The sequence below is a fragment of the Caminicella sporogenes DSM 14501 genome, assembly GCF_900142285.1.
Taxonomy (GTDB): domain Bacteria; phylum Bacillota; class Clostridia; order Peptostreptococcales; family Caminicellaceae; genus Caminicella; species Caminicella sporogenes.
Genome location: NZ_FRAJ01000014.1, coordinates 60,115 through 83,179 on the forward strand (window position 1 = coordinate 60,115; position 23,065 = coordinate 83,179).

A 23,065-nucleotide genomic window follows, 5' to 3' on the forward strand; every position below is an offset into this window, starting at 1 on the left:
AATATTTCTATTAACTATCAGCTTATCATATCAAATCCACATAAAAAATTAGAAAAAATAGTAAAAATATCTTATAATATATTTATAAAAACTTATATAGGGAGTGGTAATATGTTCAAAGCCATATTTAATATATTTCTAATCCTCATTATTTGTTTTTCTGCATCAGGTATCCCAATAAACGATTCATATTTTGATTTACCAAAATTTAATTTTAATACAATAAAAAATAAACAAAACAATGAAAATAATTATACATATAATGCAAATATTCATGACAAATTTATATATAATCCAACCAATATAGAGTTTACCATGTCATATGGCTCAAATAAAGAAAATTTTAATACTAATAATTCTCAAATAGTTGTAGAAATATATAAAAACGACAATTTAATAAAACAATATAAAGGCAGTAAAATCGTAAAAAATATCTATAAAGACAAAAACAAAGTAAAATATATTCTAGATATTTCTATGGAAAATTTAAATATTAAGAGTGGAAATTACAATATAAAAATCTATTCTGATGCAGAAAAATTTTCTAATATCCCTCCCTATAAACTTTCAGCTACTTATTTTAGTAATGCTAAATATATAGGCTCAAAAAATAGTGTTGACAAAAAACATATGTTCATTACACTTTTTTTTCCGGACAAACAAGCTATGTATTTAGTACCTATTTCTCGCAAAATTCCATACACTAGAAAACCTATAGGAAAAACTATAAAAAACTTACAGCTAGGTCCTAAAAATACTTTAGGTTTAAGTGAAGGTTCGCCTATACCTAAAATATTATGGAAAAGTATAAAAGGTACAACAGCTATAATTAACTTACCATCAAATGCTGACATATACGGCTCTACAGGAAGTTATATAGCACTATATTCACTAATTAATTCTATTACATCTATATACGGTGTTGACAGCATTCAATTTTTAGTTGATGGTAAAAAAAGAGATTTTTTCTTTCACGGTATAGAAATAAAAAAACCTTTTTATCCCAACACTTTGCCTAAAGCTTATTTAACTCTTGAAACTGATACAAAAAAATTTTTATTAGTCCCTGTTGAAATAAATAAACAAAATATAGATATAAATGATTTAATAATAAATATATTTAATTCTTTACAAAAAGGTTATGTAAATGATTATGACATGAATTATTTAACTTCTACAATTCCTTCAAATATAAGATTAATTGATTTTTACATAAAAGAAAATATTTTAAATATCAATTTTAGTAAAGAATTTTTAAATGCGTATGAAAATAGAGATGATTTAAAAAAGATGATGATTGACAGTATACTCTATTCGTTTACTAGTTTACCTGAGGTAAACAAAGTTTTTATAAAAGTTGAAGGAAAAATCATAAATTCCTTTGGCGATATAGATATTTCTAAACCATTGTTTCCACCAGCTTTTATAAATGTAGAACAGTAAAAAATTTGGCGCCATAAGGCGCCTATTTATATATTAGAATCAGTTACTCTACGTAAATTCCTAAAAATATAAAACAAAGATTTAATTACTTTTAATACAAATTTTACCAAGCTCAATCTTAATAGAAAAATTATCAATATCTTTAATTAATTTTTCAATTGATAATTTATCTATAATTATTGAACATTTTTAATTATTTTATACCCTTTTATTATTTTTCAACTCAATATCTTATTATACTATGGTATTTTATTTTTGATAACAATTTTTTAATAATGTCCAAACTTTTTCATTAGCTTTTTTTATTTTGACAGGTTTTAAATTTTTATCGACAAATGCATGAACAGTTTTCCCTCTTGCTAAAAGAACATTATCATTTTTTCGTATTATTTCATAACTAAAAGCAATTCTAACTCCTTTTAAATAAGATATTTTCGTTCTAATTATTACTTCATCATAATATTTAGCAGGCTTTATATATTGACAAAAACTTTCTATAACAGGTAATATTATTCCCTCTTGTTCAAGCTTTTTATAAGTATATCCAAGAGAATTAAAAAACTCAGACCTTCCCACTTCAAACCATGTATAATAATTAGCATGGTAAACAACACCCATTTGGTCTGTTTCTCCATATCTTACTCTAATAATAGCATCATTGGAGTACATAACATTTCCTCCTCAAAATATTTAAAATAAACTTTCATTTAAAATGGAGTAAAGCTGATAATATATAGAATCATAAATCCATCTATATACTATCAGCTATTAAAACTATTTATCTAAAGCACTCTTGCCTTTCCACTATACACTAAACCTCTTATTGAATCTACAGTTACTATCTGTCCGTCAACTAATTGACTAGTAGCATTTACAGCTCCAACTATAACAGGTTTTTCAAGACTTAATCCAACTATTGCAGCATGAGAAGACAATCCACCTTCTTCAACAATTATTCCTGCTGACTTTTCTATGTATTCCATCATATCTTTATCTGTTGAAGTAGTAACAAGTATGTCTCCTTCTTCAAATTTTTCCTTAATTTCAACTGCATTAGTAGCAACACATACTTTACCAGTAGCTGAGAATTTTCCTATTCCTGTACCTTTTATCAATACTTCTCCAACAATGTGTACTTTAATAAGATTTGTTGCACCTGCAACACCTACTGGTATACCTGCAGTAATAACTACTAAATCTCCATCTTTTATATATCCATGTTCTTTAGCTTTTTGAACAGATAGTTCAAATACTTCATCTGTAGATTTTACTTGCTTCATTAATATTGGTTTAACACCCCAGATTAATAACATTCTTCTTTGAATTCTTTCACAAGTTGTAGCTGCAATAATAGGTGCTTTAGGTCTAAATTTAGAAACCATTCTAGCTGTAAATCCTGAAGATGTAGCTGTAATTATAGCTGAAGCTCCCAAATCATTAGCTGTCGTACAAGTCGCATGGCTAACTGCATAAGTTATACTAATTTCTTTATTTAATCCTTTGCTAGTCAAAATCGCATCATAATCTAATGAATTTTCTGTAGTTTTAGCTATATTTGTCATTGTCTTTACAGCTTCAATTGGATATTTACCAGCAGCAGTTTCTCCAGAAAGCATAATAGCATCTGTTCCATCAAAAATAGCATTAGCAACATCAGTAACCTCAGCTCTAGTAGGTCTTGGATTTCTTATCATAGAATCTAACATTTGAGTAGCTGTAATAACCGGTTTGCCAATTTTATTACATTTTTCTATAATCATTTTTTGAACTAAAGGAACTTGTTCTGTAGGTATTTCAACTCCTAAATCTCCTCTTGCAACCATTATACCATCAGATACTTCAATTATTTCATCTATATTTTCTACACCTTCTTGATTTTCTATCTTTGAAATGATTTGAACATGATGTGCATTATTCTTTTCTAAAATTTTTCTAATCTCATGAACGTCATCTGCCTTACGAATAAAAGAAGCAGCAATAAAATCGATATCATTTGCTAAACCAAATTCTATATCTTTGATATCCTTTTCTGTAATAGCTGGAAGATTAATTTTTACTCCCGGTACATTAACACCCTTTTTATTTTTTACTACTCCACCATTCTTAACGATACACTTTATTTCTTTATCATTTGGTACATCAATAACTTCAAGCTCTATTAACCCATCATCTATTAATATCTTATCTCCTTTTTTTACATCCATTGGAAGCTTATCATATGTAATATGACATCTTTCTTTATCGCCTAGCACTTTTTCTGTCGTTAATGTAAACTCTTGACCTTCTATGAGTTCTACAATACCTTCAGCAAAATCGCCTGTTCTAATTTCTGGTCCTTTAGTATCAAGCAAAATTGCAACTGGAATTTCCAATTCCTCTCTAACTTCTTTAATCATATTAATTCTTTTAAGATGTTCATCATGACTTCCATGAGAAAAGTTAAGCCTTGCTACATTTAATCCATTTTTTACTAGCTCAGTAAATATTTCCTTAGATTCACTAGCTGGTCCTATAGTACATACTATTTTTGTTTTTTTCATTTTTTCACCTCTTATCCATAGTTTTTAAATCTCTAAATTTTATCTATAAATAATATAAAAAACATATTTTATATCCTATCTAAAGTAATATATTTTAGGGAAGTACTTTTGTACTTCCCCTAATGAGCTTTTAAAATTCAAATAATACTTAAAATTAATATTGGTCAATTATTACATGTGCTTCATTTGCCTCTAACTCGGGAACTAAAATCTCTATTAAACTATTATTCTCTCTCATTTTTACCAAAAAACCTTCTGATGTCAATTTATCTTTTATATGCTGAGCATCATTTCCATCATGGGTAACATATATTACCGTCCACATATAATACATTCTCCTTTTGTATTAATATATTTAAATTATTCTTCCTTTTAGAATAATATAATGTATAATATTTAAGCTTTAAAACTAAATAAATTTCTTAAACGCACCATTCCATTTCAATATTATTATAAATGTAATATTTTAATTTTGTCAAAGCTAGAATATTGTAAAACGTTTTCAAAAAAATCTTAAGCAAAGATTTCTTCTTTTTAGCAAATTTTTACAGAATCTTCCCCAACTACTTTTTTTAACTGCTTTATAATTTCTTCATCAATATTTACCCATAAACTTTTATCTGCCTTCAATTTCTTTTTTTCACTCTCTATATATAAATATACTGGAATATTTCCTCTTTTTTTAGATAGTATAGATTTTATAATATTAATTTTCTTTAAATCCATATATTTCAGTTTCAAAAATAATTTTCTACTTACCTCTCTCTTTTCATATTTTACCACATTAATTAATTTTTTAACATTCTCCTTTGTTAATGGAAGTATATTATCAGCTAAAATTTTTGGCTCTTCATCTTCTTTTAAATTTATTTTTCCTATTACTATTACTATACTATCCTCATGCAAATACTCTAATGTTTTATCATAAACAGTTGGAAATACAATCACTTCAACTGGTCCATACAAATCTTCTACTGTCAAAAAAGCCATCAAATTATTATTTTTAGTAACTTTATCTTGTTTTTTTATTATTATACCCGGTATTATTACTTTATCTCCATCCTTAAATTCATGACTCCCACCTTCATCATTCATTTCCCTTAGTTCATTAGAGTTTATAGTAGCTACTTTATTTATTAATTCTTCATATTCCGATAGAGGATGTCCACTAATATATATTCCCATCATTTCCTTTTCAAAAGCTAAAAGGTATTTATGAGGAAACTCTTTTACATTGGGCAACACATCATATTTCATACTGTTTGGAATATTATCACTAAAAGTATTAAACAAAGACATCTGCCCTTCTATATTTTTTCTTTTATCTTGATGAATTCCCTCTATTATTTTTTCATATACAGCTAAAAGCTGAGCTCTATTCACATTCAAACTATCAAATACCCCTGCCTTAATCATACTTTCTACAGCTCTCTTATTTAACTCTTTAGTTTCTATTCTTTCACAAAAATCAATAAAACTTGTAAATTTTTTTTCTCTTCTCGCCTTTATAATAGAATTTATTATACCAATACCTACATTTTTAATAGCCAACAATCCAAATCTTATTTTATTTCCAGATACAGTAAATTTGTCAAAACTCTCATTAATATCGGGTTTAAGTATTTCAATACCCTGTCTTTTACAGTCATCAATATATTGAGCTATCTTACTTGAATTACCCATAACACTCGTCATAAGTGCTGCCATAAACTCAACAGGATAATAACACTTAAGATATGCAGTCTGATATGCAAGCACTGCATAACTAGCAGCATGACTTTTATTAAAAGCATATTTTGCAAAATCTATCATATCATCAAATATTGTATTTGCAACATCTTTTGGAATACCATTTCTTACGCAACCACGAATTTCTATATTTCCATTTTCATCTACTTTTCCATTTATAAAATATTCTCTTTCTTTTACCATTACATCCATTTTCTTTTTACCCATAGCTCTTCTAACAAGGTCGCTTCTACCATAACTATATCCACCTAATTCTCTAACTACCTGCATAACCTGCTCTTGATAAACTAAACAACCATAAGTAACTTTTAATATAGGCTCAAGCTTAGGATGTAGATAAGTTATTTTCTCCGGATTATTTTTATTTTCAATATATTTTGGAATAGATTCCATAGGTCCGGGTCTATATAGAGAAATTCCAGCTATTATATCTTCAAGACACTGCGGTTTTAATTCTCTCATAAATCTGCGCATTCCCGTACTCTCTAACTGAAAAACTCCTAAAGTTTCTCCACTGCTTATTAATTCATACACCTTCGGGTCATCATATGGAATATTTGAAATATCTATTTCTACTCCTTTATGTTCTTTTATAAGCTTTAAAGCATCTTTAATAACTGTTAAATTCCTAAGTCCCAAAAAATCCATTTTAAGAAGTCCTAATTCTTCTAATAGCGTCATATTAAATTGTGTAGTTATATTATTATCATGAAGATATAATGGCACATATTCATCAACAGCTTCTTTTGCTATAACTACTCCTGCTGCATGGGTAGATGCATGTCTAGGCATACCTTCTACTGCTCTTGCTATGTCAATAAGATACCTTGCTCTTTCATCTGTATTGTAAATACTTTTTAATTTCGGATTCATTTCTAGAGCTTTATCTATTGTCATTCCAAGCTGAAATGGAACTTCTTTAGCTATTTTATCTACTTCACTATAAGGCATATTAATAGCCCTTCCCACATCTCTAATAGCTCCTCTTGCAGCCATAGTACCAAATGTTATTATTTGAGCAACTTTTTCACTTCCGTACTTTTTAATAACGTAATCTATAACTTCTCCGCGTCTTTCATCTTCAAAATCTATATCGATATCCGGCATTGTAACACGTTCTGGATTTAAAAATCTTTCAAATATAAGATTATACTTAATAGGGTCTATATCCGTTATATTTAAAGTATATGCAACTATACTTCCTCCACAGCTACCTCTTCCCGGTCCTACTAAAATCCCATTATCTTTTGCATATTTAATAAAATCCCATACTATTAAAAAATAATCAACATATCCCATCTGCTCTATTATAGATAACTCATATTCAAGTCTTTCTTTCAAATTTTCTGTAACTTTTTTATATCTTCTTTTAAGTCCTTCATAACACAATTTTCTTAAATATTCATTAGGCGTATACCCACTAGGCACATCATATTTAGGTAAATGCATTTGATTGAAATCAAATTCCACATTACACATATCTGCAATTTTTTGCGTATTTTCTATAGCCTCAGGTACATGAGAAAATAACTTTTCCATTTCTTGCGGTGATTTTAGATAAAATTCATTTGACTCAAATTTCATTCTATCTTTATCTTCTATTGTTTTACCCGTTTGAATACAAAGGAGTATATCGTGAACCTTATAATCTTCATAAGTAAGATAATGCACATCATTTGTAGCAACTAAAGGAATTCCCGTTTCTTTGCTTAATCTTATCAATTCTTTATTAACTATTTTTTGTTCTTCTAAACCATGGTCTTGTAGTTCTAAATAAAAATTACCTTGTCCAAAAATATTATTTAATTTTAAAGCTAACTTTTTTGCACCTTCAAAATTATTATCTAATATTCTCCTCTGAATATCTCCTGCAAGACATGCACTAAGACAAATTAAATCATCACTATACTCTTGAAGTAATTCATAATCTATTCTCGGCTTATAATAAAATCCTTCAGTATATCCTTTTGAAACAATCTTTATTAAATTTTTATAACCCTTATTATTTTTTGCAAGTAAAACTAAATGTCCCATATTCTTATCTTTAATAGAATCTTTATCAAATCTACTCCTCGGTGCAGTATATACTTCACATCCTATTATCGGTTTTATACCATATTTTTTACCTTCTTTATAAAAGTCAATCACTCCAAACATTGAACCATGATCAGTAATGGCCACTGAATCCATTCCCAATTCCTTTACTCTCTTAAACAAATTTGAAATCCTAGTATAACCATCCAACAAACTATATTCACTATGAAGATGAAGATGGACAAATTTTTTTCCCATATATATTCCATCCTTCCTAAATCAAAATACATCTTTAAAACAATTATACTATATAAAATAAAAATCTGCCTTTACAAAAGACAGACTTTTTACAATTTATATTCATGTATTAATGAAGTTATTGCAACATCAGGATTTTTATTAATATCCACTTCAATATAATCTGTTACTTTTCTTCCATCATTTCCTATAAGTATTCTTACAATTGGCTTATTGGGCTTAAATTTATTTATATCTACAACTAATCCTACCTCATTAGTATTTAATCTGACTATACTACCAACTGGATAAATTCCTATACATTTAATAAATTCTTTTACTATTTCTTTATCAAATTGAGAACCGGCCATAGTCCTTATATATTCTAAAGCCTCGTATGCATCTACTTTACTTTTATATGTCCTATTAGATGTGAGAGCATCATATACATCTGCTATAGCAACTATTTTTGAATAACAATGTATATCATCTAAACTTTTACCTTGTGGGTAGCCACATCCATCAGGTCTTTCATGATGTGAAAGCACTACCTGTGCTGCAATTTCACTTATTAAACTATTTTTCTTTATTATTTCATATCCATAAATAGTATGTTTTTTTACTATATCATATTCTTCTGCTGTCAATGGTCCGGGTTTATTTAATATTTCTTTTGGAACCATCATTTTACCTATATCGTGAAGAATAGCACCTATTCCTAAATCTAAAAGCTCATCATAACTATACCCTAAAGAAATTCCTATAACAAGAGATAGTATACAAACATTAACTGAATGTTCAAATGTATAATCATCTACTTTTCTTAGATTTTCCAAACTAATTATTACTTCATCATTACTCAATAGATTATCAAGTATATTAGAAACAATATTTTTTAATCTTTCAACATCAATATTATTATCGAAATAAATTTTTTTCATTGTCTTTTCTATAAAATCCTTTGCTTCACGTCTAGTTTTTTCAAAAATAATTTTTTTATGTGAATTATCATGATACATGGTTTTACAATGATTACTATAACTATCATCATTTTCCTCATTTACTATTAAAATCTCATCTATGCCTAAATCTTTTATTTTTTTTAAATATGAATCTCTAATCTTTATACCTTTGCTAAGTAAAATATTCCCATTATTATCATATATATTCTGTCCTAAAATCATTCCTGCTTTAACGTTTTCTACATTTATTTTACTTGTCCTATTATCCATTGTAGTCCTCCGTGAAAAAAATGGTAATTTAATAAGTAGGTTCTACAATAATCAATAAATTCCTTTAAAATATTCTAATTATTTATATTTTTAGTCATAAAGTCCTAATAAATTATCTTTTTTTAAATTTTGCGTAATATTATAGTTACATGTAGTTATATAAAGTTATTTTTATTATTACTTATAAATTTAGCAAATCTTCATTTATAACCTTTTCAAGTGCTTTGATTGCTTCCATTTCATCTGGTCCATCAATCACAATGGTTATCTTACTATTCTTAGAAATTCCCAATGCCATAATTCCCATTATACTCTTTGCATTTACTTTTTCGTCTTGTCTTTCTATAAAAATATCTGACATGAACTTATTAGTAGTTTTTACAAATAAAGCTGCTGCCCTTGAATGTAATCCCAATTCGTTTCTTATAACAAATTCTTTTCTAATCATCATCTATTCCCCCTTTTAACTTTTCAGCTATCTTTTCTATTTTTCTAAGTCTATGATTTACTCCAGATTTCCCAACTGGTGGATTTAACATCTGTCCTAATTCCTTTAAACTAGCATCTCTATACTTAAGTCTTAATTCAGCAATTTCTCTTAAATTATCCGGTAGTACTTTTAAGCCAACAGTATTTTTAATGTACTCTATATTTTTTATCTGTCTTAATGCAGCTTCAACAATTTTACTTAAATTTGCAGTTTCACAATTTACTATTCTATTTACATTATTTCTCATCTGTTTCATAATTCTAATATTTTCCAAATTCAAAAGTGCATTATGAGCTCCAATAATATTTAATAAATCTACAATTTGATCTCCTTCTTTTAAATACACAACATAATTATTTTTCCTCATTATTACTTTTGAATTTAATCCATAACTATTTATTAAATTCTTTAACTCTTCACTAAACTCCTCACTATGAGTAACAAATTCTAAATGATATGTTTTTTCTGGATCACTAACTGAACCACCGCCAAGAAAAGCTCCTCTTAAATACGCTCTTTTACAACATTCCCTTTCTATTAGTTTACTAGGAATTTTATAATTTATACTAAATTTATTATCTTCAAAATTTATTATTCCCATCTTTTGAAGCATTTCATTAGCACCTGCTACTAAAACAACATAAATATTACTTTTCTTGAGAACTTTATTTTTTTTAACAAGTACTTCAGTATGAACATTAAAAACTTTTTTAAACAAGGAAAACGTTAACCTAGCAATCGCAGCATTTTCCGTAGTTACTTTTATATTTACTCTATTCAGTCCTACAAGCTGTATTGTACCGCTCATTCTTATTAAAGCTGACGCTTCAGCTAATTGACAACATTTCTTTTCAAACATTTTTCTAACTATTTCGTTTTTAGTTTGCGATGAAAAAGACATTTTAATATCACCTACTTCATTTTAAGCATTATTGTTTATTATATCACAACTATTCAAAATAATTATTAAAACTTTCCAATACAAAATATTTTATCAACAATAAAGTACTATAATTTTTTCTTATCAGAATAAATCAAACTTAAAAAGATAATAATATTTTTGACCAAACTTTTGGAGGTGAAATAAAGATGGCTAACTACCCTAAAATGCACGTTAAATGTTCAGTATCTAATTGCAAATACAATAAAAACAACTACTGTCATGCTGATAAACTAGAAGTAAATGCCATAGGAGATGGATATGCTCTAACAAGTGAAGGTACTGCATGCAGTACATTTGTATCTAGTGTAGATAATAATAAAACTTATTAAAAAATAAAAGACCTCTTTTTCATGAGGTCTTTTTAATTTCTTCTATTGCCTTATTTATTATATTCTTTTCATCTTCATACTTAGCTAAATCTTTTACCCTATTTATATGAATAAATTTTGCATCTATAAAGCCTTCTTCCTTTTGTGGAATACAATCCATGCTTCTTGCCTTCATTAGATACCAATGCACAGTTTTATTTACTATTTCATCACTATTCCAACCATTTTTAAATGAATAATTAATTTTTCCAAGATATTTAATAACATCGGCCTTTACTCCACCTTCTTCAAAAACTTCTCTAACTGATGCTTCAACTATATCTTCATCTTCTTCTATTTTTCCTTTCGGCAGTACCCAATCACCATTAAACTTTCTCAACAATAGTATTGCATTTCCAAAATACACAACACCACCAGCACTTATTTCCACTTTCAATTATTCCACTCCTTATTACTTACATCTTCTCGTGGAAGATTAAAAAATAAATTATATAATCACTATAACTGTCTTTCCTCTTAATAATAATTATATTATAAAAATACAAATCTGGAACAATTTATTATTAGTATACCATAAATAAATCAATATAGCATGGTAAAATTTTCAAAAATAAATAGCGGCAAAAACTTTGCCGCTATTTATTTACCAACATTTTATTATTTTATAGGTCTTAATCTAGCTGTAAAATGTCTTAATACCTTTGGCTCATATTCAAATTCTAATCCAACTAATTTATCAGCATTTTTAAATACTTCTATAACTGCATCTGCAACAACATCCATATGTCTATTAGTATATACTCTTCTTGGAATAGTAAGTCTCATAAGTTCCAATGGAGATTCTAAGTTTTCTCCTGTATCTGGGTCCCTACCAAGTAAAAATGAACCTATTTCAACAGGTCTTACTCCACCTTCTATATATACAGCATTACATACTGCTTGTGCTGGGAATTGATAATATGGAATATGTGGACATATTTTCTTACAATCTACAAATACGGCATGTCCTCCTGTTGGATATTGAATTGGTACTCCAGCTTCTCTCAATCTATCTCCAAGGTATTTTACTTGTTCTATTCTATACTCTAAATAATCCAATTCTAGTGCTTCTTCTAAACCTACTGCTAGAGCTTCCATATCTCTTCCAGAAAGTCCTCCATATGTAGGGAAACCTTCCATAGGTACTATTGTTGAACGACAAGCTGTATAAAGCTCTTCATCATCTTTAATACCTATTAAACCACCCATATTTACTAATCCATCTTTTTTAGCACTCATCATAAAACCATCAGCATAGCTAAACATTTCTCTAGCTATTTCTTTAATTGATTTATCTTTATATCCTTCTTCTCTCATTTTAATAAAATAAGCATTTTCAGCATATCTAGCTGCATCTAAAAATACTTTTAATCCGTATTTATCTGCTATCTCCTTTACTCCTCTTATATTTTTCATTGAAACAGGTTGTCCACCTGCTGAATTACAAGTTACTGTAATAACTATACAAGCTATTTTTTCTGCTCCATTGTCTTTTATAAATTGTTCAAGTTTATCTAAATCAAAATCTCCTTTAAAATCATCATACTTTTCTGTATCAAAAGCTTTTTCATGAATTAAGTTTATAGCTCTACCTCCAGCTAATTCTACATGAGCCTTTGTAGTATCAAAATGCATATTACTTAAAACATAATCACCTTTATTTTTTATAACATTTGGAAATACCACCTGCTCTGCTCCTCTACCTTGATGAGATGGTATTATGTATTTATATCCTGTAATATCTTTAGCAACTGCTTCTAATCTATAAAAACTTCTACTTCCAGCATAAGCTTCATCACCCATCATAAGTGCTGCCCATTGTCTATCACTCATAGCACCTGTGCCACTATCTGTTAATAAGTCAATATAAACATCTTCTGCCCTTAAAGCAAATGGATTATATCCTGCTTCTTTTAATCTCTTCTCTCTCTCTTCTCTTGGTATTAATCTGATTGGTTCTACCATTTTAATTTTAAATGGTTCTGCTTTTCTGATTTCCATAATTTTTCCTCCTTCATATGCTTTATGGCTTTTTTTTAAGTTTTCAAAAATTTTTGTATATGAATATATTTCTACATTAATTTTAAAATTCCTTTTTTTATTTTGAAATATTCTAAAATATTTTTAAATAAAAGAATAAGATTAAGCCAATATACTTAATCTTATAAACTATTAGCAGTATTTTTTACTTTTTTAACAATTGAATTAAGCTCCAAAAATCTCATCTTATCATGACTATATTTCTTTTCAATTACCAAGTTTACAATATCTTTAGAAAGCTGAAATGCATTATGCCTTAAATATCCCTTCTTTATCTCAATATAATTATTTTCTATTACATTTATTTTATTTTTACTGAAAAACTCCATATCTTTTTGAGCTAATTCAACAGGCTTTGCACCTTCTTCTCTATATTTTTCTATAATCTCATTAGGTATGCTCTCATTATTTGCATAAACATACTGAATTACATTTTTACCAGCATGATTCAAAATAGCTTTAACATGCTCCCCTACAGTAAAGTTATCAGTTTCCCCGGGCTGTGTCATTAAATTTGAAACATAAATTTTTAAAGCTGAAGATTTTCTTATAGACTTTGTAATATCATTTACTAAAAGATTTGGAATTATGCTTGTATATAAACTACCCGGTCCAAGAATTATAACATCTGCATCTTTTATAGCTTTTATTGATTCTTCCAATGGTTTTACATTTTTAGGTTTTATAAATACTTTCTCTATTGAACTATTATTTTCCAAAGCTTTCAAAGGAATTTGCGACTCTCCTTTAATAATTTGACCATTTTTAAGTTTTGCATATAAAGTTATATCTTCAGTAGTTACAGGTAAAACTTTTCCAGCAACTGCAAGTATTTGATTTATTCGCTTTATGGCATGTTCAAAACTATCTGAAATTCCAACCATAGCTGCTATTAAAAGATTTCCAAAACTTTGATTTTTCAGCGTACCTTCCTTAAATCTATATTGAAGAAGTTTTTCCATGATGGGTTCAGTATCTGCAAGTGCAAGAATACAGTTTCTTATATCTCCCGGTGGAAGCATGCCAAGGTCCTCTCTAAGTTTTCCAGAACCACCACCATCATCTGCAACAGTAACAATTGCAGTAATATTAGATGTAAATTTTTTTATACCTCTTAAAAGAACAGATAATCCAGTTCCTCCACCTATTACTACAACTTTTATTCCCCTTGACAATATATTCTTGTCATAAATTTTATTTACCAATCCCAAATCACTTAAATTTCTGTTTTGTTTTGCATGATTAAATAAATTTTTAACAGATAAAAATATGAATCCACTTCCCAATGCTATAAATCCAATAATCAAACCTACTTTAGATTCAATCTTAATAATTACATTCATCAGCAAACTTAATCCAAAAATGGTAAATATCGCACCAATAATCCCCAGCATCAAACTCTTTTTCAATTTTGTATCTAATTTAAACTTAAAAAAAATATTCATTTTTTCTTTACCCCTTTACTACATCAGCTGGAATATCTCTATGGTTAACACTAACTTTATGTCCTTTTTCCTTTAAATATTCATACAATATATTTGCAACAGTTACTGACCTATGCTTGCCACCTGTACACCCTATAGCTATTACCAACTGCATTTTTCCTTCTCTAACATAAAAAGGTATTAAAAAGTCTATCATTTCATTTAATCTTTTTACAAATTCAATACTTTCCGGCCAATTCATAACATACTTTCTAACTTTTTCATCATTTCCAGTAAAATCTCTCAAATTTTCTATATAATGAGGATTTGGAAGAAATCTAACATCAAATACTAAATCAGCATCTAATGGAATTCCATGTTTGAAGCCAAAAGATAACACAGAAATAAGAATATTATTTGTTTCTGAACCATCTAAATATATCTTTCTTATTTCTTTTTTAAGCTGACCCGGCGTCATGTTAGTTGTATCTATAATTTTATCAGCTTTATCTCTTAATTTATCAAGTTTTTTTCTTTCAGCATTTATTCCGTCAATAATCCTTCCTTTTGGACTTAAAGGATGAATTCTTCTAGTTTCTTTAAAACGTTTTATCAAAGTTTCATCTGACGCATCTAAAAATAATATTTCATATTTATATCCACTACTCTTTAAATTTTCCAAACTATCAAAGAGGTCATCAAAAAATTTACCCCCTCTAATATCTATAACTAAAGCTATTTTCTGTATTTCGCCATTACTATTAAAACAAAGTTCAGCAAATTTAGGAATTAGTACAGGCGGTAAATTATCAACACAATAAAAACCTAAATCCTCCATACACTTCATAGCTTGACTCTTACCAGCTCCGGATAAACCAGTTATTATTACAAGTTTCATAAATTCACCTCATTTTTTCATTTGCTTAAAATCAAAACTTATTCTTCTCCTATTATTTTTACTTCGGTTTCTAGGTTTACTCCAAAATTATCTCTAACTACTTTCTGCACAAGCTTAATTAAATTTAAAACATCTTCAGCTGTAGCATTTCCTAAATTTACAATAAATCCACTATGCAAATCAGAAACTTGAGCATCTCCAACTCTCACTCCCTTTAATCCCGAATCCTGTATGAGCTTACCAGCATAATAACCTTTTGGTCTTTTAAATGTACTTCCAGCACTTGGCAAATGTAATGGCTGTTTCGTAGTCCTTCTCTTAGTAAAATCATCTACTATACTTTTTATTTTATCATAATCTCCTTTTTTAAACTCCATGTCTACTTCCAAAACTACATATTTTTTATCTTGAATAATACTCGTTCTATATCCTAAATTTAAATCTTCTCTATTTAAATAAATAATTTCACCATTTTTATCAATAACTGAGCATCCAACTATAACGTCTTTTATTTCTCCTCCATAAGCTCCTGCATTCATGGTAACAGCTCCCCCAATTGTTCCGGGAATACCACTTGCAAACTCAAAACCTTCAAGTCCTTCATTTATTATAAGTTTTGATAATCTAGATAATAAAATACCAGCCTGAGCTCTTACTTTTGTTCCATTAATTTTTACATCACTAAAATTTTCTGCAATTTTTATAACTACTCCTCTAATTCCTTTATCTCTTACTAATAAATTGCTGCCATTTCCCATTACAAAATAGTCAATATTTCTTTCTCTACAATACTTTAATGCATATACTATCTCATCTATAGAATCCGGAATAACCAAAATATCAGCTGGCCCTCCAATTCTAAAAGATGTATGTTTTTTCATTGGTTCATTTTTAAAAACATTATTTGAATTTATTTTTTCTATTAAATCCATATATATTTGATTTATATCCATTACTTTCAGCTCCTAACATATAAATATTCTCTTGTAAAAATCTATACTTCAAGTTATATATTTTGCAATCAAATCTCTAAAATCTTTTAATTATTATTAATATAGATAATTGTAATAAATCTATAACTAAAAATTATCAGGTCAAAAATAAGTATACCTTTTTGCTATATTAATCTCAATATATATTTATTTCATTCTATTTGCTCTATCTTCTTTCTAGCATCTTCTAATGCCTCATCTACACTTTTCTTACCAAGTAAAGCCATCCTTATCTGACTTTGCAAAATATCATCTATCTTTCTCCATTTAGGATGATTACCTATGCTAATAGAATTTGAAAGAGTTTTTTCAATTTTTTTCATCATTTCATCATTTATATATATATCCCCTATATTCTTTTTAACAGGAAAAACTCCTTGTTTATATAATTCTCTTTGACCTTTTTCATCTGTTAAATATTTTATAAACTTCACACACATTTCTAACTTTTTCTTGTCATTTTGTTTAAATATTCCATAAGCATTTACAATACTAACTGACATTGGTTTTTTTAAAAGTCCTATCGGAAAATTTGCAACATCAAAATTAAAACCTTTACCCCTGCTATTAAGAATTTTTAGCTCATTAATCAACGAAGTTCTGCCTGGATAAACAGCAACATTTTTATCTACAATAAAACTTCTCCAAGCTTCTCTGCTGTTATTTTCTCCAAAATCCTTAGGAGTAACTTTATGAACTAACTTTAAATCTACTAATTTTTTAAGACCCGACCAAGCATTTTTTCCATAAAATCTATACTTATTACTTTTTCTTTCGATTACAGTTGCTCCATCTGACAATATTATTCCCCATATAGTATAATCATTTGGCTTAATATATGAATTAAATCCGTAAATATTTTTCCTACCTTTTTTAGATTTTAAACTCGTTAATTTTTTTAATATCTCTACAAATTCTTCATACGTCCAATTTCCATTCTTTGGTGGCTTCACATTTTGTTTATTAAATAAATCCAAATTGAGAAAAAGAGAATAATTTTCCATACAATAAGGCAAACCCCAAATTTTATTTTTATATTTAACAGCTGAAATAGCCTTAAATTTATAACTTTCTATCTCATCTTGAGTTAAAAAATCATCTAATGGCTCTAATATTCCTTTTGATATGATTTCAAAATCTGCTCCTACAGGAGCAATATCTGGATAGCTATTAGTTTTAATCGCTGTTTCAATTTCTATATATCCATAATCTAAATCAAGCGGTTTAAACTGTATAATTACACCGGGATTTTTTCTTTCAAATTCTTTTATTTTACTCCTCAACCACGAATACTTATAACCCGTAGTAATATCTAGCCTTGGATAATCCCAAATAGTTATTATTCCTCTCCATTCAATATTCCGTTTAAAAGCTTTATCAATTATTTTATCTAACTTGGGTTTCATAAAAAAATACGGAGCAAATAAAATAAACACTATTAAAACTAAACACAAAAATAGGGTAAAAGGCCCATATTTCTTTACTTTCATAGGTACACCTCCTACCCTATATTTATTATTAAATCAAGCTATTTATACATATGTAAACAAAACACACATTTATTATTTTTCATCTCTTAAATATACAAAATAATACAACATGGGAATAATTACTGCTCCACCAATAATGTTCCCTAGAGTAACAGGAATTAAATTATTAAACCAAATATCTCCCCAAGAAATATTTGCTCCTAAATATTTTCCCATAGGTATAAAAAACATATTTGCAACACTATGCTCATATCCCGACACAACAAAAAGCATTATAGGAAACCAACAAGCAAATATCTTTCCTATAATATCTTTTGCCCCAACTGAAAACCATACTGCTAATACAACAATCATATTACACATCACTGCTCTAAATATGGCTTTGCTAAATGTTAATGACGTCTTAGCTGTAGCTATAATAACTACCTTTTCTGCAATTACTCCTGAAAACAAGCCAGTATTAGCAACTAAAAAAACTACAAATATTGAACCTATAAAATTTCCAAAATAAACAATTCCCCAATTTCTAAACATATCTTTAAAACTAAACCTCTTAGCCATTATACCCAAAGTCATCAAGTTATTGCCTGTAAACAATTCAGCTCCAGCCATCACAACAAGCATAAGTCCTACTGGAAATACAGCTGCTCCTAAAAATTTAGCTAAACCAGCATCTTGTACCTTAGCTATAATAGTAATAAAACCAACTGAACCAAAAGCAATATACATACCTGCCAATATAGCTAAAATTAATAGTGAACAAGAATTTGTCATTGCTTTTTTATAGCTTATTTCCAGCATTGTCTGTGCAATTTCTTTTGGTGTAAGCATTTTCTTATCCAATGTTCAATCACCTCTTGTATATGATATTTGACAGCCGATAAATTAATTTTAACATCTTTTATCTTGAAATTTCAACAAAATTATATCAATTCTCAATATTATCTTCAGATAAAATTTTCACACAATATCATCTTTAATCTAATTATCAAAAATGGTGAAAATTTGTATATTTCTCAATTTTAATATAAAATTTAATTATAATATGCTTCTATAAATTCCTTAAAACTGTCTAACTGCCTATCTATCACTATAAAAATCATAAGTTTTCAAAAAAGAAAGCATACCAAAAGGGGCTGAAAATAATGTTAAAAACCTACAATAAAAATCCATACAGCGACTTCCCTGATTTAGAATTTTTATTAAATGAAATATATGATGCTGTAATTATTGCAGATAAAAATGAAAAAATAATCTTCTACAATAAAAACCTTAAAAACATTATAAATATAAAAAATAAAAATATAATAGGAACACAATATCATAAAATTTTTAAAGATTATAGTGAAATCAAAAACTTTATTGAAGAAAAAGACAAAATAGAAAAAGAAATAATGATAGACGGCAAATATATATTATTAAAAAAATTTTTATATAAATCCAAAAATAATAATACATATTACATTTTAATCTTAAAAGATGTAACGCTGCAAGAAGATTCTAAACACCAATTAGAAAAATTAAAAGAAAGTCTGGAAATGATAGAAGAATTATTAGACAATGCCTACTATGGCATGACAATTGTAGATGAAAATGGAAAAATAGTAAAATGGAATTATGAAAAATTTATGGGTATCAAAGAAGAAGATGTTTTAGGCAAATATGTATATGAAGTTATTGATAACACACGACTGCATATTATTGCAAAAACGGGAAAAAAAGAATTATGTCAAATCCAAAAGATACAAGGAAATCATGTTATTACTAGTCGTATACCAATAATTAAAAATGGTAAAATAATTGGTGCAGCTGGAACTATTATTTTCAAAAACTTAGATGAAGTCAAATCACTTGCACAAAAATTAAAATTACTTGAAGATACACTTCATAAATACAAAGGTGAAATTAGCCGAATGTACAGTGCAAAATATTCATTCGATGATATTATAACTCAAGATGAAAAAATGATGTCTGTAATAAAAATTGCAAAAAAAGCTGCAAACACAAATTCAACAATTTTAATCCAAGGAGAAAGCGGAACCGGAAAAGAATTATTTGCTCATGCAATTCACAATGCAAGTCCTAGAAATCATAAAAGTTTTGTAACAATAAACTGTGCAGCTATTCCAAGAGAACTCTTAGAATCGGAATTATTTGGATACGAAAATGGAGCCTTTACCGGTGCTAAAAAATCAGGTAAAATAGGAAAATTTGAACTTGCCAACGGAGGAACTATTTTGCTTGATGAAATAGATTCTATGCCTCTCGACATGCAGGCAAAACTGTTAAGAGTTCTAGAATCCAAAGAATTTGAAAGACTAGGAAGCAATAATCGAATAAACTTAGATGTACGCATTATTGCCTCTACAAATGAAAATCTAGAAGAAGCTATAGAAAAAGGAAAATTTAGAAGGGACTTATACTACAGACTTAATGTCATAAAAATAGAAATCCTTCCTTTAAGAAAAAGAATAAATGATATTCCCTTATTAATTCAACATTTCATTACTAACCTATCAAAAGAACTGAATATAAAACCAAAAACAATTTCTGATGAAGCAATAAAAATTCTTACAATGCACAAATGGCTTGGCAATGTAAGAGAATTAAGAAATGTAATTGAAAGAACTTTAAGTTTAACAACTAGTGATATTATCGAGCCAAAACATCTACCTGAATATCTATTAAAAAATATGCAGTTAGAATCTAAAAAGAAAAAAAATAACTTATCATTAAAAGAAATCATAGCAAAAACAGAAATAGAAATCATAAAAAAAACATTAAAAGACTGTAATGGAAATAAATCCCTCGCGGCTAAAAAATTAGGAATTCACAGAACAGCACTTTATAAAAAAATAAAAAATTACAACTTAGACTTATAAATATATAAAACTTTACATCATAATAATGAAAGTGTAGAAATATATCTACATATTAATTATGCTTGTAGATATTTTTCTACACTTTTTTAGATTTGAATAATCAAGACATCTGTTATATTTTTATAAAAAATCTATAAAAAATGTAGAAAAATTACTACATAATCTTAAATCATAATAATTCTTTTTTATAAGAAACTTTTTTTAAATAGGCTAAATTGCTAAAACTAAAAAAACATTAACAGTTTATCTATCTTGGCATAATAATTGCTCTTATTTTTAGTTTAAAACAATCATATTAATTAAAAATATAAATTTTTAAAGTTCAACTTAATAATTCATATTAAAAATTAACTATTAATAAAATAAAAGATGGGGGGAATTAAAAATGAAAGAAGTTGTAATTGCAGGTGCTGCAAGAACTCCTATTGGAAGCTTTGGAGGCAGCCTAGCACCACTATCAGCAATTGATTTAGGAGTAATAGCTGCAAAAGAAGCTATAAAAAGAGCAGGAATAAAACCAGAAATGATTGATGAAGTATTAATAGGTAATGTACTTTCAGCTGGATTAGGACAGAATCCAGCAAGACAAATAGCATTAAAATCAGGACTACCAGAAACTACACCAGCAATAACAATAAATAAAGTATGTGGTTCTGGTTTAAGAACAGTATCAATGGCAGCACAGTTTATTATGTTAGGAGATGCAGATATCATATTAGCAGGTGGTACAGAAAGTATGAGTAATGCTCCATACCTCATTCCAAAAGCAAGATGGGGACATAGAATGGGTGATGGAAAATTAGTTGATTATATGATTTATGATGGTCTATGGGATATATTTAACAACTATCATATGGGAATAACAGCTGAAAACATAGCACAGCAATGGAATATTTCAAGAGAAGAACAAGATAAGTTCGCACTAGAAAGTCAAAAAAGAGCAGAAAAAGCAATAAAAGAAGGAAGATTTAAAGATGAAATAGTCCCTGTAGAAATACCACAAAGAAAAGGTGAACCTCTAATAGTAGATACAGATGAATACCCAAGATTTGGAACTACTTTAGAAAAACTCTCAAAACTCAAACCAGCTTTTAAAAAGGATGGTACTGTAACAGCTGGAAATGCATCTGGAATAAATGATGGAGCTGCTATGTTAGTTATAATGTCAAAAGAAAAAGCTGATAACTTAGGAATAAAACCTTTGGCAACAATAAAAGCATATTCATCAGCAGCAATAGACCCAAAAATAATGGGATATGGTCCAGTACCTGCAACTAAAAAAGCTTTAGAAAAAGCAAAAATGTCTATAGACGATTTAGATTTAATAGAAGCTAATGAAGCTTTTGCAGCTCAATCATTAGCAGTAATAAAAGATTTAGGATTAAATACAGAAAAAGTAAATGTTAACGGCGGAGCAATTGCACTAGGTCACCCTATCGGAGCATCAGGTGCCAGAATACTAGTTACATTAATATATGAAATGATCAAAAGAAATGCTAAAACTGGTCTAGCTACTCTTTGTATAGGCGGCGGTCAAGGCACAGCTATTATAATTGAAAGATAAAAATGATTTTTTACAACACTTAATATATGGGGGTAGATAATTATGAATAAATTAGTATCAGTAAAAGATGCCATTAATCATATAAAAGACGGAATGACAATCATGATAGGAGGATTTTTAGGAGTAGGAACTCCAGAAAGTTTAGTAGATGCATTAATAGAAAAAGGAGTAAAAGATTTAACAATCATATGTAATGATACAGCATTTCCAGAAGTAGGTATTGGGAAACTCATAGTAAAAAAGATGGTAAAAAAAGTTATAACATCTCATATAGGAACAAATCCTGAAACCGGAAGACAATATAATGAAAAAGAATTAGAAGTAGAATTAGTACCTCAAGGTACATTGGCAGAAAGAATACGCTGCATGGGAGCAGGACTTGGCGGATTTTTAACACCAACAGGCATAGGAACAATAGTAGAAGAAGGAAAAGAAAAAATAACAGTTGAAGGAAGAAAATACATATTAGAACTACCCTTAAAAGCAGATGTAGCACTTATAAAAGGAGAAAAGATAGATAAAAAAGGTAATATATACTATGACAAGGCAGCAAGAAACTTCAATCCCCTTATGGCAATGGCAGCTGACGTAGTAATAGCAGAAGCAGAAGAAATAGTAGAAACAGGAGAAATAGACCCAAATGATGTTATGACACCGGGGATATTTATAGATATGATAGTAAAGGGGGATAAATAAAATGGATAAAAAAGAAATAATAGCTAGGAGAGTAGCAAAAGAA

Annotated in this window: 19 protein-coding genes; 5 read left to right on the forward strand and 14 right to left on the reverse strand. The window is 28.1% G+C overall.

Features of this window, described 5'->3' with window-relative positions; all coding sequences use genetic code 11:
* The first annotated feature begins 111 nt into the window (after nucleotides 1-111).
* Nucleotides 112-1,443 carry a GerMN domain-containing protein gene (locus BUA90_RS08825; RefSeq protein ID WP_072967763.1) on the forward strand — a complete coding sequence of 444 codons (1,332 nt, stop codon included), beginning with the start codon at nucleotides 112-114 and terminating at the stop codon, nucleotides 1,441-1,443.
* A 249-nt stretch (nucleotides 1,444-1,692) separates the two neighbouring features.
* Here BUA90_RS08825 and BUA90_RS08830 read toward each other — a convergent pair whose 3' ends face one another.
* The 7 genes from BUA90_RS08830 to whiA all read right to left on the reverse strand — a co-directional run bounded on the left by BUA90_RS08830 (nucleotide 1,693) and on the right by whiA (nucleotide 10,626).
* The gene (locus BUA90_RS08830) at nucleotides 1,693-2,112 is read right to left on the reverse strand and encodes an acyl-CoA thioesterase (protein ID WP_072967765.1); all 420 of its coding nucleotides are present in this window, start codon (nucleotides 2,110-2,112) and stop codon (nucleotides 1,693-1,695) included.
* A gap of 113 nt (nucleotides 2,113-2,225) precedes the next feature.
* Complete coding sequence (gene pyk / locus BUA90_RS08835) at nucleotides 2,226-3,983, reverse strand: pyruvate kinase (protein ID WP_072967767.1); 1,758 nt, start codon at nucleotides 3,981-3,983, stop codon at nucleotides 2,226-2,228.
* 154 nt (nucleotides 3,984-4,137) lie between these two features.
* Nucleotides 4,138-4,308 carry a hypothetical protein gene (locus BUA90_RS12525; RefSeq protein ID WP_170139265.1) on the reverse strand — a complete coding sequence of 57 codons (171 nt, stop codon included), beginning with the start codon at nucleotides 4,306-4,308 and terminating at the stop codon, nucleotides 4,138-4,140.
* A 209-nt stretch (nucleotides 4,309-4,517) separates the two neighbouring features.
* Nucleotides 4,518-8,024 carry a DNA polymerase III subunit alpha gene (locus tag BUA90_RS08840; protein ID WP_072967768.1) on the reverse strand — a complete coding sequence of 1,169 codons (3,507 nt, stop codon included), beginning with the start codon at nucleotides 8,022-8,024 and terminating at the stop codon, nucleotides 4,518-4,520.
* Between the two features lie 89 nt (nucleotides 8,025-8,113).
* On the reverse strand, nucleotides 8,114-9,235 hold the full coding sequence (locus BUA90_RS08845; RefSeq protein WP_072967770.1) for an HD-GYP domain-containing protein: 1,122 nt from the start codon (nucleotides 9,233-9,235) through the stop codon (nucleotides 8,114-8,116).
* 181 nt (nucleotides 9,236-9,416) lie between these two features.
* Nucleotides 9,417-9,683, reverse strand: coding sequence for an HPr family phosphocarrier protein (locus BUA90_RS08850; RefSeq protein WP_072967772.1), 267 nt, complete (start codon nucleotides 9,681-9,683; stop codon nucleotides 9,417-9,419).
* Nucleotides 9,676-10,626, reverse strand: a complete 951-nt coding sequence (gene whiA, locus BUA90_RS08855) for a DNA-binding protein WhiA (RefSeq protein WP_072967774.1) — start codon at nucleotides 10,624-10,626, stop codon at nucleotides 9,676-9,678. The genes BUA90_RS08850 and whiA overlap by 8 nt, the downstream gene beginning before the upstream one ends.
* Nucleotides 10,627-10,814: 188 nt before the next feature.
* On the opposite strand from whiA, the gene BUA90_RS08860 reads away from it, so the two are divergent.
* Entirely contained in the window at nucleotides 10,815-10,997 is a 183-nt protein-coding gene (locus tag BUA90_RS08860; protein ID WP_072967776.1) for a DUF1540 domain-containing protein, read from the forward strand.
* A gap of 19 nt (nucleotides 10,998-11,016) precedes the next feature.
* On the opposite strand, the gene BUA90_RS08865 is transcribed toward BUA90_RS08860, so the two are convergent.
* The 7 genes from BUA90_RS08865 to BUA90_RS08895 all read right to left on the reverse strand — a co-directional run bounded on the left by BUA90_RS08865 (nucleotide 11,017) and on the right by BUA90_RS08895 (nucleotide 18,723).
* A complete protein-coding gene (locus BUA90_RS08865; protein WP_072967777.1) occupies nucleotides 11,017-11,433 on the reverse strand; it encodes an NUDIX hydrolase in 417 nt (138 codons plus the stop codon).
* Between the two features lie 221 nt (nucleotides 11,434-11,654).
* Nucleotides 11,655-13,037, reverse strand: a complete 1,383-nt coding sequence (locus BUA90_RS08870) for a tryptophanase (protein ID WP_072967779.1) — start codon at nucleotides 13,035-13,037, stop codon at nucleotides 11,655-11,657.
* Between the two features lie 161 nt (nucleotides 13,038-13,198).
* Nucleotides 13,199-14,521, reverse strand: coding sequence for a gluconeogenesis factor YvcK family protein (locus BUA90_RS08875; protein WP_072967780.1), 1,323 nt, complete (start codon nucleotides 14,519-14,521; stop codon nucleotides 13,199-13,201).
* A gap of 7 nt (nucleotides 14,522-14,528) precedes the next feature.
* Nucleotides 14,529-15,398 (reverse strand): RNase adapter RapZ, encoded by an 870-nt coding sequence (rapZ, locus tag BUA90_RS08880; protein ID WP_072967781.1) that lies wholly within the window; start codon nucleotides 15,396-15,398, stop codon nucleotides 14,529-14,531.
* A gap of 38 nt (nucleotides 15,399-15,436) precedes the next feature.
* Nucleotides 15,437-16,351: a UDP-N-acetylmuramate dehydrogenase gene (gene murB / locus BUA90_RS08885; RefSeq protein ID WP_072967782.1), complete on the reverse strand. Its 915-nt coding sequence runs from the start codon at nucleotides 16,349-16,351 to the stop codon at nucleotides 15,437-15,439.
* Between the two features lie 191 nt (nucleotides 16,352-16,542).
* Entirely contained in the window at nucleotides 16,543-17,880 is a 1,338-nt protein-coding gene (locus tag BUA90_RS08890; RefSeq protein WP_072967784.1) for an extracellular solute-binding protein, read from the reverse strand.
* Nucleotides 17,881-17,952: 72 nt separating this feature from the next.
* Complete coding sequence (locus BUA90_RS08895; RefSeq protein WP_200793509.1) at nucleotides 17,953-18,723, reverse strand: formate/nitrite transporter family protein; 771 nt, start codon at nucleotides 18,721-18,723, stop codon at nucleotides 17,953-17,955.
* A gap of 302 nt (nucleotides 18,724-19,025) precedes the next feature.
* Here BUA90_RS08895 and BUA90_RS08900 point away from each other — a divergent pair, with 302 nt between their 5' ends.
* The 3 genes from BUA90_RS08900 to atoD all read left to right on the forward strand — a co-directional run bounded on the left by BUA90_RS08900 (nucleotide 19,026) and on the right by atoD (nucleotide 23,022).
* Nucleotides 19,026-20,762 carry a sigma 54-interacting transcriptional regulator gene (locus BUA90_RS08900; protein ID WP_072967786.1) on the forward strand — a complete coding sequence of 579 codons (1,737 nt, stop codon included), beginning with the start codon at nucleotides 19,026-19,028 and terminating at the stop codon, nucleotides 20,760-20,762.
* Nucleotides 20,763-21,147: 385 nt separating this feature from the next.
* Nucleotides 21,148-22,326, forward strand: a complete 1,179-nt coding sequence (locus tag BUA90_RS08905; protein WP_072967787.1) for an acetyl-CoA C-acetyltransferase — start codon at nucleotides 21,148-21,150, stop codon at nucleotides 22,324-22,326.
* Between the two features lie 42 nt (nucleotides 22,327-22,368).
* Entirely contained in the window at nucleotides 22,369-23,022 is a 654-nt protein-coding gene (gene atoD / locus BUA90_RS08910) for an acetate CoA-transferase subunit alpha (RefSeq protein WP_200793510.1), read from the forward strand.
* Nucleotides 23,023-23,065: the final 43 nt, after the last annotated feature.